Origin of the sequence: Pedobacter sp., from assembly GCF_035317785.1 — a bacterium.
GTDB lineage: Bacteria > Bacteroidota > Bacteroidia > Sphingobacteriales > Sphingobacteriaceae > Pedobacter.
Genome location: NZ_DATHGC010000324.1, coordinates 1 through 15,073, shown reverse-complemented (window position 1 = coordinate 15,073; position 15,073 = coordinate 1). Strand labels below are relative to the sequence as shown.

Annotated in this window: 12 protein-coding genes and 1 pseudogene; 6 read left to right on the top strand and 7 right to left on the bottom strand. The window is 44.8% G+C overall.

What is annotated here, in order from left to right; translation table 11 throughout:
- Positions 1-2,603 (top strand): gliding motility-associated C-terminal domain-containing protein (locus VK541_RS20225; RefSeq protein WP_324372269.1); only part of this gene is annotated, 2,603 nt, incomplete at its 5' end.
- A 45-nt stretch (positions 2,604-2,648) separates the two neighbouring features.
- On the opposite strand, the gene VK541_RS20220 is transcribed toward VK541_RS20225, so the two are convergent.
- Genes VK541_RS20220 through VK541_RS20210 form a run of 3 tightly spaced genes read right to left on the bottom strand, consistent with a single transcriptional unit; the run spans position 2,649 to position 6,469 of the window.
- Complete coding sequence (locus VK541_RS20220) at positions 2,649-4,007, bottom strand: Gfo/Idh/MocA family oxidoreductase (RefSeq protein ID WP_324372268.1); 1,359 nt, start codon at positions 4,005-4,007, stop codon at positions 2,649-2,651.
- 14 nt (positions 4,008-4,021) lie between these two features.
- The gene (locus VK541_RS20215; RefSeq protein WP_324372267.1) at positions 4,022-5,392 is read right to left on the bottom strand and encodes a DUF1080 domain-containing protein; all 1,371 of its coding nucleotides are present in this window, start codon (positions 5,390-5,392) and stop codon (positions 4,022-4,024) included.
- Positions 5,393-5,443: 51 nt separating this feature from the next.
- Entirely contained in the window at positions 5,444-6,469 is a 1,026-nt protein-coding gene (locus tag VK541_RS20210) for a PmoA family protein (RefSeq protein WP_324372265.1), read from the bottom strand.
- Between the two features lie 180 nt (positions 6,470-6,649).
- Here VK541_RS20210 and VK541_RS20205 point away from each other — a divergent pair, with 180 nt between their 5' ends.
- Positions 6,650-7,675 carry an LD-carboxypeptidase gene (locus tag VK541_RS20205; RefSeq protein ID WP_324372263.1) on the top strand — a complete coding sequence of 342 codons (1,026 nt, stop codon included), beginning with the start codon at positions 6,650-6,652 and terminating at the stop codon, positions 7,673-7,675.
- A 14-nt stretch (positions 7,676-7,689) separates the two neighbouring features.
- Here the strand turns inward: VK541_RS20205 and VK541_RS20200 are convergent, their stop codons facing one another.
- From VK541_RS20200 to spt, 3 genes are read right to left on the bottom strand one after another with little or no spacing between them, the layout of a single operon-like run.
- Entirely contained in the window at positions 7,690-8,679 is a 990-nt protein-coding gene (locus VK541_RS20200) for an NAD(P)-dependent oxidoreductase (protein WP_324372262.1), read from the bottom strand.
- Positions 8,680-9,798: a hypothetical protein gene (locus VK541_RS20195; protein WP_324372260.1), complete on the bottom strand. Its 1,119-nt coding sequence runs from the start codon at positions 9,796-9,798 to the stop codon at positions 8,680-8,682. It lies immediately after the preceding gene.
- Between the two features lie 41 nt (positions 9,799-9,839).
- Positions 9,840-11,045: a serine palmitoyltransferase gene (gene spt, locus VK541_RS20190; RefSeq protein ID WP_324372259.1), complete on the bottom strand. Its 1,206-nt coding sequence runs from the start codon at positions 11,043-11,045 to the stop codon at positions 9,840-9,842.
- Between the two features lie 516 nt (positions 11,046-11,561).
- Between spt and VK541_RS20185 the strand changes: the two genes are divergently transcribed.
- From VK541_RS20185 to VK541_RS20170, 4 genes are all read left to right on the top strand, one after another.
- Positions 11,562-12,413, top strand: coding sequence for a dienelactone hydrolase family protein (locus VK541_RS20185; protein ID WP_324372258.1), 852 nt, complete (start codon positions 11,562-11,564; stop codon positions 12,411-12,413).
- 83 nt (positions 12,414-12,496) lie between these two features.
- Complete coding sequence (locus VK541_RS20180; RefSeq protein ID WP_324372257.1) at positions 12,497-12,805, top strand: RNA-binding protein; 309 nt, start codon at positions 12,497-12,499, stop codon at positions 12,803-12,805.
- A 132-nt stretch (positions 12,806-12,937) separates the two neighbouring features.
- Positions 12,938-14,170, top strand: coding sequence for a sterol desaturase family protein (locus VK541_RS20175; RefSeq protein WP_324372255.1), 1,233 nt, complete (start codon positions 12,938-12,940; stop codon positions 14,168-14,170).
- Positions 14,145-14,843 (top strand): lysoplasmalogenase, encoded by a 699-nt coding sequence (locus tag VK541_RS20170; protein WP_324372254.1) that lies wholly within the window; start codon positions 14,145-14,147, stop codon positions 14,841-14,843. Before VK541_RS20175 ends, VK541_RS20170 begins: the two co-directional genes overlap by 26 nt.
- Here VK541_RS20170 and VK541_RS20165 read toward each other — a convergent pair.
- A pseudogene (locus VK541_RS20165) lies at positions 14,821-15,073 on the bottom strand (penicillin-binding protein 1C); the annotation flags it as partial. The gene VK541_RS20170 and the pseudogene VK541_RS20165 sit on opposite strands and share 23 nt — an antisense overlap.

Below are 15,073 nucleotides of genomic sequence, written 5' to 3'. Positions count from 1 at the left end.
AGGTAGTCCGCGTGCCGCAGTATTCTAATCTGGTACTTTCAAAAGACATCAAGACTCCTCCTTTTAATGGAAAGGCTGGTGGGATCATTGCGTTTGATGTGTCTGGTACAATGGATTTCAACGGATTTATTGTAGATGCGTCAGCGAGAGGATTTAGAGGCGGTTACGGGCCAGTAGGGGGTTCTGAGGGTAATATCAATAGTGTATATGTGATCCCCTCTTCAGATCCGCGTTCTGTTGGGAAGGGGGAAGGAATTGCCGGGACACCCCGCTTTATGTGGGATGGATTCAACCGGGTAGACAATGGTGCAGAGGGCCTACCAGGAGGTTCATATGGTAAAGGTGCACCCGGAAATGCAGGTGGAGGAGGAAATGATCATAATTCCGGGGGCGGTGGTGGCGGAAACGGAGGTTCTGGCGGTGTGGGTGGTAATGGAGTCGTTTTTGGAAATGCAGATGATACTTTTCCCAACGGAGGACGTCCTGGTTCGGTCAGTTACAATGGGGCCGCACCTGATATCAGCAGACTGGTCATGGGTGGAGGAGGTGGTGGTGGAGATGCCAATGATGCGCTTGATGGCGTTAAAGGCGGTGTTGGCGGCGGGATCATCTTAGTAAATGCGGGAAGTATCAAGGGTCGGGGTGTGATCAAATCGAATGGCAGCAACGGGGCCATCGGCATATCGGGTGTCAATCCTGATGGTGCTGGCGGCGGTGGGGCCGGCGGAACAATTTACATCAAAGTTAACACTCCGGACCTTACCGCAAATTTGACGCTGGAGGCCAGAGGCGGTAATGGAGGAAATACAGCAAGGGATCAGAACCAGTATCATGGTCCCGGTGGGGGCGGTGGCGGCGGACAGATTTTTTACATGATGCCTGTTTCCACCGTGACCACAGATATCAGTCCAGGTGCGTCCGGTCTTACTGCCGGTGGGTCAAATCATGGAGCAGTATCCGGTACCGATGGTTATCAAAAATTCTTTGCCATCGCCGATCTGCCGGTCTATCTGCAGGGCAGCGGTTCTGGTTGTTATCCCGAGCTCAGTACAACGATGTCACAGCTCAATGGCAATACTGTTTTGTATCCCGGGAGCCTGGTAAAATATAGAATCGTGGTCAGGAATGCAGCCGGGGGCGGAAATGCAGGGGGTGTCGAGGTACAGGTACAATTACCTTCAGGCTTTGTGTTTGATTCAGCTACGGCAAGTCTCGGAGGTGATTCCGGAGGCCCTGCGGTACCCACTAACCTTATCAATAATGCAGGCGACACCGGTACGCCAAATCGTCCTTTATTGGGTGACTTTAACATTTCTCCGGAAGATGCGGTAACCATTACGCTGATTGCCAGAACCGACTGCGGCATATCCGCAGGGAATTATAACAGCAGTGCACAGGCGCTGTACCTTGACCCGTCCAGAACTTTAAACGGGATTAATCGCAGGATTACGTCAAAAGTCAACGCCTCAGCAGATGCCAAAACAAATTATGAAACAGGTTCGGGAGGAACGGTATTGGGTTCAAATTATGACGGGTCACTTTCCGACGCAGAGAACGTGAGCATCACCGCTTTTATCCTTTCGGGGAATGTAATACAGATTCCGGCAAATGACGTTTACTGCGTCAATGGTGATCCCGGGAAACTAAACGGCTCGGTACCTGAAGAAGACACGCCGGAAAGTTTTTCTTACCAGTGGCAGATTTCTGAAAATGGCACAGATTTCCTGGATGTTGCCGAGGCAACCGGTGCTGATTTCGACCCTGTGACGATTACGACCACAGTATACTACCGTCGAAAAATCTTTCATCTGGGCTGCCCACTGAATTCCATTAGTAATAGGGTAAAGCTGAGTGTTTATGTACAGGTTATTTTTGATGCAATACCAAATGTTTGCGAAGAGAAACTACCCTTTCGGTTAACACAGGGAAGGGAGAAATGGGGTGTTGAAACCGGGGATGGCAGTTATTCCGGTCCGGGTGTAAGTATGAACGATGTGTTCAGTCCCTCTCTCGCTGGTCCTGGTCAACACGAGATCACCTATACTTTTCTCGCAGACAACGGTTGCTCTGACAGCAAAACAGTGAAGGTTACAGTGTTTGCGACACCGGATGTAAATGCGGGAGCTGATCTGGTCATTTTGGAAGGAGGTGAAGCTACATTAAGTGCAACAGCTACCGGAAAAGGTTTGTCTTATAAATGGACGCCGGCAGCGGGACTAAACCGGGACGATATATTAAATCCGGTAGCGTCGCCGGCCGATGATACGAGGTACAGCCTGACGGTTAAATCAGGTGAGGGATGTGTTGTCACAATGCAAGTCTTCGTTAAGGTGCTTAAAAAACTGAGTGTTCCAAATGCATTTAGCCCTAACGGAGATGGAATCAATGATGAATGGAGCATCAAATATCTGAATACTTATCCGAATGCCACTGTCATTATTCTAAACAGGTACGGAGAAAAAGTGTATGCAGGCGGATCGCAGACCAAAGGATGGGATGGGAGGTATAGCGGAACAGATGTACCTGCAGGGACTTATTATTATTTAATAGATCCGCGGAATGGCAGAAGAGTTACTTCAGGGGCGCTAACACTGGTCAGATAAAAGGCCATGCCAAATGGCACAGCCTTTTATTGAAATCAAAAATTCTTAGTATTTAAATGCTTTACCGCCAACCATTACTTCCTGAGTAGCTTCATCAAACGTGGCTTTCATACCGGTTCTTGCTGCTGCTGTGGTCATGATGTTTGCGATGGAATGGTAATAGCCCACTTCAACGGGTGCATTGGTTTCCTTTCTGCTGCGGATACATTCCATCCAGTTGCGCATGTGTGCAGAGGTGAGATTATCAGCGCCGGTATTTGCCGATGCCGTAACCTTCTCCATGTTATCAGTCAGTTTCAGTTCAGGCAGTAAATTAGGCTGCATGTTCATTGCTTTCGCAGCACCTGCAGTCAATCCGCCTTTTGGTGAAACCTTATTGGTATTGAGGTTCATTTCACCGCCATTTGAGTAATAGATCTCGGTTGGATTTTCATCGCCATTGTGCATTCTTGAAGTGAAGATTACCTGAAAGCCATTGGTAGGGTCATTTTCTTTACCATAATCAAATGCAGCAGTCAACGTATCCCAATTTCTTCTGCCGTCTTTCCATTGGTAGATTCCGCCATTGGCGACTACGCTTCTTGGATGTTTCAGGCCGCTGAACCAATGTACAGTATCAATCTGGTGCGACATCCATTGCCCCGGCAAACCTGATGAGAAAGGCCAGAACAGTCTGAATTCCAGGTATTTTCTAGGATCCCATTCTTCTGCAGGACGGTTCAATAAAAAGCGCTTCCAGTCAGTATCCTCCTGTTTTAGCTTTGGTACCAGGTCAGGCCTGCGCCATCTGCCGGGCTGGTTTACGTTCCAGCTGAGTTCCACCATGGTGATGTCACCAAACTTACCGTCTTTGATGAATTGATCTGCGGCCTTATAATTCCCGCCGCTCCGGCGCTGGGATCCGATCTGCAGAATTTGCTTTGATGATTTAACAGCTTTCAACGCCATACGTGCATCAGCCATAGTTTCTGCGAAGGGTTTCTCACAATACACATCACATTTATGACCTACGGCCTCAGCAGCATGCGTAGCATGCGCAAAATCTGGCGTACTGATGATTACCGCATCAAGATCTTTGAGGGCATACAGTTCGTCATTGTTGCGGCAGCCAGTAATGTCATGACCCAGCTTACTTTTCAAATGGTCTACAGCCAGTCCCCGGCGGTAATTCCAGAGGTCTGACACAGCTACCATGTCAAAATTGAGCTCTTTCTGATGATTTAAAAAACACGGCAGAAGTGTGCTTCTAAAACGATCTGAAAAACCCACCACACCAACTCTTACCCGGTCGTTGGCACCAATAATATTGCCATAACTCTTTGCACTAAGGCCCATGGTACCGGCATAGGTACCGGCAGCAGCGATAGCGGCTTGTTTAATAAATTTTCTTCTTGAATCCAACATGGTCTATATAAGGTTTAAGATTTTTTAAGTTCTTTTATTTTAAGGCTTCTGAATGAAACATTGTCACCATGGTCCTGCAACAGGATATGACCTTTTGGTGCCATACCGAAGCCTTTCCAGTCTTTGTATTTACTTCCTGCAACCAGATCCAAAAACTCTTTAGATCCCCTGGTGTACTCCACGACTTTAAAGCCGTTCAGCCAGTATTCTATCTTATTGTCAGGGAATACCCTGATCAGACCTTTGTTCCACTCACCGATCTTTCTTTGTGAGTTGGCGATCTTTTTACTGGTGATCAGATCATACAATGAGCCCAAAGTGCGATTGCCGTTCTTGCCCAATTTCGCATCAGGATGCCTTACATCGTCCAGGATCTGGTATTCCGGACCGATTGCCGAACCTTTGTTGCCTTCTGTCAGGGTCACAAAATATTTCACGCCGCTATTGGCGCCTTCGGTAAGTTTAAAATCGAACTTCATTTCAAATGCGCCGTATTCTTTTACGGTTACGATATCACCGCCATTGGTGGATTCTGCACCGCCGGACTTTTCGACACTCAATTCACCATTTTTAATGGACCAGCCTTTTTCAGGAAATTTGGTCTTGTATGCACCGATCCAGCCATTGGTGGTCTTTCCATCCCAAAGCAGGGAATATCCCTCAGTTTTTTCCTGTTTTGAAAGGTCATTCGGCACCATGTTTACCACATAGATATCGTCAATTTTTGAAGGCTTCAGGTTTTCTGTCTGGATACGGACATTACGCCAGCGAATCTGTTTACCTGCCTGGTCGTTTTTGCCGATCGCATGTACCTGAAGAGCTATAAAGCCAGAAGGCGTCATTGCGTCCACCACGTTTGCTGCTGGTATGCCGTTTACCCAGGTCCTGATGGAGTTACCGATGCACTCTATGTGGTACTTATTCCACTGCTCTTTTTTAAAGGCAGCCTGGCCTTTTGGATTGATGTCTAATGGATATAACCAACCTCTGCGTGCTTCGTCATATAATCCGCCGCTCCATTTTCTGTCGGAAGGATCAACTTCTACCTGGTAACCATGGACGCGTCCGTTTTGAAAATCAGGAGTGCTTTCGCTTCTGATCTGGATTCCGGAATTCATGGAATTGTCCACCAGCAGCTCCACTTCAAGAATAAAATCTCCGTAATGTTTTTCTGTAGCTAAGAAGGAGTTGGGTGTATTGGAAACCGTTGTTCCCACGATCTCCCCATTTACGACTTCATATTTTGCCTGGCCGTTCAGCTGCTTCCATCCCTGCAGATCCTTTCCGTTAAAAAGATTCTGCCATTTTCCGCTTTGCGCATATACTGTAACGGGTGTGCTTCCCAACATTAACGCAGCCAGAACTAATAATTGTTTTGTTTTCATTTGTGTATCTATGCTTATTGATTTGGTATAATTGTAATTTAATTTGAGTTGCTATTTGCTAAAAGTTAAAGCTTGCTGGTTCAGAACCTCAGGTGTTACCTTTTCTCCGGAGGTAATGATGATGCGGTAACGGAAAGTAACTGACTGTCCCGGTGCCAGTTTGAAGTCCAGTGTTTCTTTACCATTGCTGAATATCTTTTGTCCGAGCGGGTTTGCCGCGAACAAACCATAGTCGCGTGCATGCCAGTAAGTAGGGTAGCCGGGATTTTCGGGGTGGTCTACTATAGCAATGGAAATCGGCTGACCATCTTTTACTCCAGCAAGCACACACCAGTTGCCCCTGGTGCCCCAGGCATCATTGCCGGTTTTGCCGGCACTGGTCAGGTAACTGCCGTTGGCACCATTTCCAGATGCAGAGACCTTGGTGATGTTACCCTGGCTGTCAGTAAACTCTTCTACCTTATCTGATGGCATTTCAAGCTCCTTGGTTACCCGAATGCCCAGCATGCCATCTTTGATGTCTTTAAAAAATACACTGTCTTTCTGTGCGGTTAAGGTGGTAGTCCGGTCGATGGTCCTGCTGTTGTCTGCACCACTAAATATAAAAGTGGTCTTTTCTTTTAACAGGACCTGCTTTGCCTGGTTTTCCCAGTTCGAGCTGTAACTCAGCTTGCCGCTTGTTTTTCCGTTTTCGGTGGATTCAACTTTAGTATCCCTGATCCAGCCATACTTTACTTTGTTGGCTGCAGGAATATTATAGGAATTGTTCCAAAAATCAAGGCCATTCACGCTTTCATAATTTAACCAGAGACCGATATGATGCGGATGGTCATTGCGCTCGCCATCACGCGGAGCGAGGGGAAAGCCACGGGTTACCGTAGCACCGTTGGCAGCATTGATAGGGTATAACACAGGTTTTTCCAGATTGTCGGGAAAGATGAAACTGGTAAAAAGTTTACCGCCTACCATCACTTCAACCTTGTTTTCTCTTTTACTTTGAATGAAGTCTACTTTTTTGGTTTGTGCCTGAACGGATAAACCGACACAGCAACAGGCAAGAATTAAACACTTGTTCATCATATTTGGTTAAAATGAATCGTCTTGAACAGATCGAACTAATAGCTAAATATACTTTTCTTTATATATAATCTGCGCTGCACAGCTCATTTGATACTGAAAAATTACGAAAACGATTGCGGTAAAAACTTATAAATTTGAGGAATAACGCCTATTATTGCAGTGTAAACCACAATGCAAATGGACCGCAAGCAGTTTCTGTCTTTTATTGCCGCAACAGGAATGATACTCCCCCTTAGAGGACTGGCAAGTACTGCTGATAAAGCAGCCTATAAAGCTATAAAGACCCCCCCTTATCTTAATCCTGGTGATACCATAGGCATTACCAGTCCCGCCAGCTATATTTCTACGGAAGACATTCAACCTTCTGTTCAATTGATGGAAAGCTGGGGTTTTAAGATCAGGACAGGCCAGACCGTAGGTACCAGGGATTTCACTATGGGCGGCACGGACGATGCCAGGGCAGCGGATTTTCAGAATATGCTGGATGATCCGAACATTCAGGCGATCATGTGTGCCCGGGGCGGATATGGAGTGGTCAGGATCATTGACCGGCTCGATTTTACCAAATTCAGGAAACACCCCAAATGGATCATGGGGTTTAGCGACATCACTGCATTTCACACCCACATCAACAGCAATTTTGGGATTGCTACCATTCATTCCAAAATGTGTAACAGTTTTCCTTCAGACTGGACCGAAGCCAGCCCCATGCAGATTGAAACCATATTGTCCATCAGGCAGGTATTGAGCGGACAGGATACAAAATATACTGCTCCCGTTGCTGCAAATAACCGGATGGGAAGGGCAGAAGGGATACTCGTAGGTGGAAATCTAAGTTTGATCGAAACCCTTGCCGGGAGCAGGTCAGATCTGGAAACTGATGGCAGGATACTTTTTGTCGAAGATACTCATGAAGAGCTTTACAGTATCGACAGGATGTTCTGGAATTTGAAACGCAGCGGTAAATTGGATAAACTGAAGGGCCTCATCGTAGGCGGTTTCAAACTAAATGAGGAAACGCCTGGTGACGAATTTGGTAAAACAGTCTATGATATTGTCTCGGAAAAGGTAAAGGAATATGATTATCCGGTTTGCTTTGATTTTCCGGTAGGGCACCAGGTCAATAACTATGCGCTAAAATGCGGCACAAAATACCTGCTAAATGTAGACGAAAGCGGAAGTTCACTAACATCTGTAATGTGATGTTAATGAAAGATTTATAGCCAACCGTTTTCTCTATACCATTTTATTGTAGCTAAGATGCCGCGTCCGAGGTTAAATTGAGGGGCATAACCCAGGTCTTCTTTGGCGCTGTCAATGTTACAGGCCCAGTTCACAGCGGTCAGCTCAGCCATTTTTTCCTTATTTAAAGTCGGAGTATTTTTGCTGTTTATATACAACAGGTCCATAAAAGAAGCCATTAAGCCGACAACACCCACAGGGATATGAAATTTAAACGTTCTTTTACCTATTGCTTTCTTTACTGTGCTAGCAAGTACGTAACGGTCATAAACATAGCCATCTGAAACGTTATATCGTTTTCCGCTTACCTCACTAAACAATGCATTCACAATAACATCTGCCAGGTCTTTTACGTAGACAAAGCTCAGATGTTGTTTAAAACTTCCGATGTGCGGCTCCAATCCCCTTGAAATGGTTTTAAATAAAATGAATATATCTTTCTCCCGTGGACCATAAACTGCCGTTGGCCGGATGACAATCAAGGGTAAAGCTGTAATTTCAAAGAGGTATTGCTCTGCCAGCAGTTTACTGGCGCCGTAATTGGTTACCGGGTGAGCTGGTGTATCGTCTTGTATCCTGGCCGAAAGGTCGGTCAGGGGCCCAAGCGCTGCAAGACTGCTCACAAAAACGAATTTTTCGAGGCTGATCTTAACGGTAACTGCGGCAAGGGCCAGGTTTTTGGTATATTCGGCATTGACCTTATTGTAATCTGCACTGGTTTTTGCTTTTGTGGTCCCTGCTGCGTGAATGATGTAATTAAACTGATGTTCCTCAAGTGTTTTAACCAAATCATTGATAGCTGTATAATTCAGGTCAATATACCTGATGTCAAACTCTGATAAATGCGAGCGGTCGCTGTTCGGCCGAACGGCAGCGTATACATCCAGTCCGGCCCCGATTGCTTTCTCTATCAAATGATAGCCGACAAAGCCAGTGGCACCGGTGATCAATACCTTTTTGTTCATTTACAAGGGTTTCTCGTAGATCCTGTATTTCTTATACGGATCTCCTTTAATGGCAGCGATAGCATTGTTTACCAGATCATTATGCTCAAGTGTCCATCCGGCTTCCGCATACTGAAAACCTTTGGCACGGTAAGATTTGATGATGTTTCCATAAATACAGGCCTCAATGCCCATTTTACGATAGCCATCGATCACACCGAGCAGCAGGATCCTGATGCCTTTGATGCTCTTCTTGCCAAATAACAGTTTGAATATCCCGGTTGGCAATAATCTGCCTTTTTTGATCTTGATCTGGATTTGGTTCATGTCCGGAATGGCTGCGCCGAAACCTACCAGTTTGCCGTCCTGTTCTGCAACGAAACAAAAATCGGCATCCAGTACCAGTTTAAGATCTTTAGCCTGGTAATCAAACTCCTCGTCATTCAATGGCACAAAACCTGCGTTCTTATCCCATGCTTTATTGTAAACCTCACGAAGATTGGCCGCTTCCTGTTTAAAATTTTTCAGGTTGATCTTACGGATGGTAATGTTGTTACGCTTTAAGCGGTCTTCCAGTCTGTTCATCAATTTCACTGAGCGGTCATCGTAATTGTCGCCTGTAAATTTCCAGGCAATCAGGTCAACTTTCTTCTGCAAATTCCAGCCCTCCAATAAAGCAGGGTAGTAGGCCGCATTATACGGCATCATCACTACCGGAGGTGAATCGAAGCCCTCGATCAGCAAACCACAGGATTCATTGGTAGAAAAGTTTACCGGGCCTATTATGGCACCTTTTACGTCTTTATTTCTCAGCCATTCAGCTGCTGTATCGAATAGCAAACTGGCAGCCTCCTGATTGTTGATACAGTCAAAAAAACCAAAAAAGCCATCATTGGCATTGTTAAAGACATTGTAGTTGTTGTTCAGTATGGCAGCAATACGACCAATGACCTGATCCCCATCGTACAATAAAAAGCATTGTAAAGAAGAATGTTTATGAAAAGGATGAGTGGTTAACAAGTCTCTTTGAGCGATAAAGAGCTCTGGTACATAGTTGGAATCTGCTTTATACAGGTCGTGAGGGAAATCAATAAATGTGGCTAATTGTTTCTTATTGCTAACTGCAACTATGTTTTTCATGTATGCTACGTTGGTTTATTGGTTTGGTTGGGCGCTGGAAATTATAATACTGGCTGTGATTTATGCACCTGCACCTGCTTGGCTGCAGAAGCAATCTTTTCAATAGCTTCTTCTATTTGTGCGAAGGTATGTGTTGCCATTAACGAAAATCGGAGCAGTGACGAATCAGAAGGTACAGCGGGTGACACTACAGGATTTACAAAAATCCCGTTGTTGCTCAATATATTGGTGATTAAAAAAGTTTTTTCATTATCACGGATATACACCGGGATGATCGGGCTGTCGGTATGACCAATGTCAAATCCTGCTTCCAGCAATAATTTTTTGGCATAGTTTGTATTTGCCCACAACCGGTCTATACGTTCCGGTTCAGATTCAATAATATCAAGTGCAGCAATGACACTTGCAACAGCAGCCGGTGGCATACTGGCACTAAACATCAGTGATCTTGCCCTGTGTTTTACAAACTCTATAGTTTCTTCAGTGCCGGCAATGAAACCACCCAGCGAGGCCAGTGACTTACTGAAAGTACCCATGATCAGGTCAACTTTGTCTGTGAGCCCAAAATGTGAAGCTGTTCCAGAGCCATTCAGTCCGATCACACCAAGACTATGTGCGTCATCCATCATGATATTGGCCCCAAATTCATCTGCGATCCTGACGATCTCAGGGAGGTTTACCAAGTCACCTTCCATACTGAAAATACCATCAGCCACAATTAGCTTTGCAGCATCCTCAGGCAATCTGCTCAGTTTCTTGCGCAGATCATCCATGTCATTGTGTGCGTATTTTATAGAGCGGGAAAAAGACAGTCTGCTGCCATCAATAATTGAAGCATGGTCATATTCATCAAGGATCAGGTAATCATTTCTGTCCAGTAAACACGAAATTACACCAAGGTTCACCTGAAAACCTGTACTAAAAAGTACGGCCGCTTCCTTTCCCACGTAAGCAGCAAGTCTGCGCTCCAGTTCGATATGTATGTCCAGCGTGCCGTTTAAAAACCTGGACCCGGCACATCCTGTGCCATACTTGTCGATGGCTGCTTTTGATGCTTCCTTAATTTTCGGGTGGTTAGTAAGGCCAAGATAGGAGTTAGAACCAAACATGAGCACCTTTTTCCCGTTAATCATAACCTCTGTATCCTGCCCCGATTCTATTGCACGGAAATAAGGATAGAGTCCCTTTTCCTTGATTGCTGTAGCGTCTTTGAAAGCTGCTATTCTATCTTGTAATTTTTTGCGCATGCTAGTACCTTAAATATTTAGATGAGTTTAAAAATCAACATTTATGCCAATAAATAAAACTTTCCAAATCTAGTATCATAAATAGAGAAAACAAAACTTGGAGGCAACCAAGTTTGAATATATTAATTTTTAAAACAAAAATTACAATCTTCTTATAATTTTCGCACTAAAATGAGGTGAATCTTGCTGAGAATTTAAAAATATTCGTTATCCAGGGATTCTGAATGGTATAAAATAAAACAGGGATAAATCTGGCGATGAATCCCTGCTTATATAGATGGTTGGTCCACCACAGACCAACCTAAACCAAACAAACTGATCCTATAACGAATCATATTGCGATAATGTTTTATCGTAAAATAATAAAAACATTTCTATGACAATCGATGTCTAATAATTTAAAGATATGCGGTTCAATACTGAGTCTTGCTGTTTTGTAATCTATTTGATAGAATAAACAATCGCAGCCTTTAACCGTTATATTAGGATATAATTCACCCTTAAACCAATCATACTATGGATCAGAAGATCATCAGCCTCTATGATGAATATACCCACAGCAAGCTGAACAGGAAGGATTTCATGAAAAGGCTGGCCATCATTACCGGCGGTACGGCGATGGCAATGACCGTATTGCCTTTGCTCGAAAACAATTACGCAAGTGCTGCTTCCTTTCATGACGATTCGGTCATTTCAGAAAATATTACCTATCCCGGGGCAGATGGTGAGGTGAAAGCAGTGCTTGCCAGGCCTAAAGATAAAAAGAACCTGGGCTGTGTGGTAGTAATCCATGAGAACAGGGGATTGAATCCGCATATCATCGATGTCACCAAAAGAGTTGCTGCTGAGGGGTTTATAGCCCTTGGGATTGACGCGCTGTCCCCATTTGGCGGTACACCAGCCGATGAGGATAAAGGCAGGGAGCTGATCGGTAAGCTGGATCCCGATAAAAACCTGCAAAATTACCTGAAGGGACTGGAATACTTGAGGAACAGAAAAGATGGAAATGGCAAAACCGGTGTGATAGGTTTTTGCTGGGGTGGAGGGATGGCCAATAAGCTGGCTGTAAACGACCCCAAGCTTCAGGCGGCGGTTGCTTACTATGGCGCGCAGGCCAAAGCAGAGGATGTTCCAAAGATCAAAGCAAGTGTGATGCTGCATTACGGCGGACTGGACGAACGCATCAATGCCGGAATCCCTGCTTATGAAGAGGCGCTGAAGCAAAATCATGTGGATTATAAGGTCTTTATCTATGAAGGGGTCAACCATGCCTTCAATAATGACACCTCACCGACGAGATATAATGAAGCAGCTGCAAAACTGGCCTGGCAACGAACCATCGATTTGTTCAAAACTAAGCTGAAATAACCATATAATTATACAACTAACTGACACTAGCATTGGAAATTAAGCTAAAAATGCTTAACTTTGTGCAAATTTTAAAGAAATTAATGAAGATATTTATTACAGGCCTTCCTTTAGAAGTAGGGGAAGATGAATTGACGGCCGTATTTGGTGATTTCGGTCAGGTAAAATCACTTAGAATCATCAAAGATCGTGAGACAGGGCAAAGCCGTGGTTTTGGATTTGTGGAAATGCCGGTAGACGAAGAGGCAAGAGAAGCAATCAAACGCATGAACGGTGGCGATTACAACGGTAACCGCATCAAAGTTGCAGAAGCTCAGGAGAAACCAAACACTGGCGGCGGAAACGCAGGTGGTGGCTTCAGACGCAACAACCGTACAGAGAAAAGCTATTAATTAGCTTTTTTCTATTTCAGTTTACTGATTCTATTTTTAAAACATATTTAGAGCAGCATTGTTGACATATGTCAAATAATGCTGCTTTTTTTATTTAAATTGTAAGACCAAATACAGTAAACCTGCTCATTTATGAATGTAGACTACATCGCGCTGTCTGTACCCATATTCTTCATTCTGATAGGGGCCGAGCTGGCCTATACTTTTTATAAGAAGCTCAATTATTACAGGTTAAACGATTCCATATCTAATCTGAGTCAGGGTATCGGCCAGCAGGTGGTGGGCGTATTTATGAAAACCGCTTTGTTTTTTGGTTATAAGTATATATTTGACCACTGGCGTTTGTTTGATATCCCCAATACGATCTGGACCTGGATCATTCTCTTTGTAGGTGTTGATTTTTTTTACTACTGGTTTCACCGCATGAGCCACGAAGTCAACGCACTTTGGGCGGCTCATATTGTACACCACCAGTCTGAAGAATATAACCTCACAGTAGCACTCCGGCAGTCCTGGTTCCAAAGCTGGTTTTCATGGGTGTTTTATCTTCCGCTTGCTTTTTTGGGTTTTGATCCGGTCATGTTCCTTACTTTAAGCGCTTTCAATACCTTATACCAGTTCTGGATCCATACCCGTACCATCAAAAGTATGGGTTTTTTGGAATACATCATAAACACCCCTTCGCACCACAGGGTTCATCACGGTTCCAATCCAAAATACATAGACAAGAACCACGCAGGCACACTCATCATCTGGGACATGCTATTTGGTACTTTTCAAAAGGAAGAGGAGGAAGTGTATTATGGCATTACTACGCCACTAGCCAGCTGGAACCCGGTTTGGGCCAATCTGCATTACTGGCACGAACTGCTGGGCACCGCGAGAAGAAGCCCCCGTCTAGCTGACAAGATCAGGGTGTTCACTAAACCTCCGGGTTGGTATCCGGAACATATGGGCGGGTTTAAACCCGCGCCGGAGATCAATGCGGAAAATTATTCCAAGTATAATCCGGAATACCACATCAAGCTGGCGGGCTATGTCATTATGCAGTTTATTATGGGTCTGACAGCAGGCACAGTCATCCTGTTTTTAAATGCATCGCTGCCGCTCATTCCCATGATCATCGGTTCTGTGTTTTTGGTGCTCACCCTCATCACTTGCGGGGCTTTGCTCGAAGGAAAAAAATGGCTGATTATTTTTGAATATTGCCGTCTTCCCATTGGGATTTTAATAGTTTTGCTGCTTGAGCTCCCGGTAGGCTATCAGGTTATTGTTGCGACCCTGCATGTCATTTCACTGGTGTGGTTCTACAACCTTCAAAAATTAAACACAGATACAGATGCTGAAGAAACACCTGAAGTTTAACACCTTATTTGCCATTATATTTGTACTTCAGCTGCTGGCTGAGTACAATCATGAACTGATCAGGTTAAAGCAGACCACCAAACCACTTATTGTGCTGTCTCTTCTGCTGATGTTAAGTGTTGGCACAAGATTAAAGGGCCGTTTCCACAAACGGATCTTCACAGGCTTGTTGTTTGCCCTCGCTGGTGATATTTTCCTCATGCTGGGCGATAATCCAGCTTATTTTATGTATGGACTGGGTGCATTTCTCATTTGTCATATTTGCTATATCAGTGCATTTTACCTCGATTTCAGATCGGCGCCCGAACTGGACAAGAAGGGTGCGCGAATAGCCATCTTGCTCTGCGCATTCTTTGGCATTGGTTTTTACTTCTACATCAGGCCACATTTAGGCACTATGAGGCTGCCTGTTCTGGCTTATACCTTTGTGATCAGCCTGATGATGATGATGGCAGCCTTCCGGAATCTGAGGGTAAACAGATCCAGTTTCCTGTTGATCCTCTTTGGTGCCATCGCTTTCCTGGCCTCAGATTCTCTGCTTGCACTCCATAAGTTTGTGATCCAGTTTGATTACGCAGGTGTCTTCATCATGGCTACCTATATGGTTGCACAGTACCTGATCACAATGGGGGCGGTAGATCGCAAACTAATTAATCTTTATCCAGAACAGTAAAGACCTGTATCAGGCGTTCACCGTCTTCATCAACAAGGGTCAGGGTATGTTTACCGGCAGGTGGGCTTAGGGCCAGTTGGTGATAGTTTTTGGTCGCAGCCACATACTCATTATCGATGTGCCAGTAAATACTGGCATTACCACGGCGGTGTGTGGCATTAAAAACCACTTTTCCACGTGTGCCGTCCAGCTCGACCGGTATATACACACTTGCGTAGCTCTTAGGATAG

What these genes read in the sequence shown, in the direction of transcription:
- VK541_RS20170 (WP_324372254.1), top strand. Translation starts at nt 14,145, where the DNA reads ATGCTGAAGAAACACCTGAAGTTTAACACCTTATTTGCCATTATATTT.
- VK541_RS20175 (WP_324372255.1), top strand. Translation starts at nt 12,938, where the DNA reads ATGAATGTAGACTACATCGCGCTGTCTGTACCCATATTCTTCATTCTG.
- VK541_RS20210 (WP_324372265.1), bottom strand. Translation starts at nt 6,469, where the DNA reads ATGAACAAGTGTTTAATTCTTGCCTGTTGCTGTGTCGGTTTATCCGTT.
- spt (WP_324372259.1), bottom strand. Translation starts at nt 11,045, where the DNA reads ATGCGCAAAAAATTACAAGATAGAATAGCAGCTTTCAAAGACGCTACA.
- VK541_RS20180 (WP_324372257.1), top strand. Translation starts at nt 12,497, where the DNA reads ATGAAGATATTTATTACAGGCCTTCCTTTAGAAGTAGGGGAAGATGAA.
- VK541_RS20215 (WP_324372267.1), bottom strand. Translation starts at nt 5,392, where the DNA reads ATGAAAACAAAACAATTATTAGTTCTGGCTGCGTTAATGTTGGGAAGC.
- VK541_RS20185 (WP_324372258.1), top strand. Translation starts at nt 11,562, where the DNA reads ATGGATCAGAAGATCATCAGCCTCTATGATGAATATACCCACAGCAAG.
- VK541_RS20195 (WP_324372260.1), bottom strand. Translation starts at nt 9,798, where the DNA reads ATGAAAAACATAGTTGCAGTTAGCAATAAGAAACAATTAGCCACATTT.
- VK541_RS20205 (WP_324372263.1), top strand. Translation starts at nt 6,650, where the DNA reads ATGGACCGCAAGCAGTTTCTGTCTTTTATTGCCGCAACAGGAATGATA.
- VK541_RS20220 (WP_324372268.1), bottom strand. Translation starts at nt 4,007, where the DNA reads ATGTTGGATTCAAGAAGAAAATTTATTAAACAAGCCGCTATCGCTGCT.
- VK541_RS20200 (WP_324372262.1), bottom strand. Translation starts at nt 8,679, where the DNA reads ATGAACAAAAAGGTATTGATCACCGGTGCCACTGGCTTTGTCGGCTAT.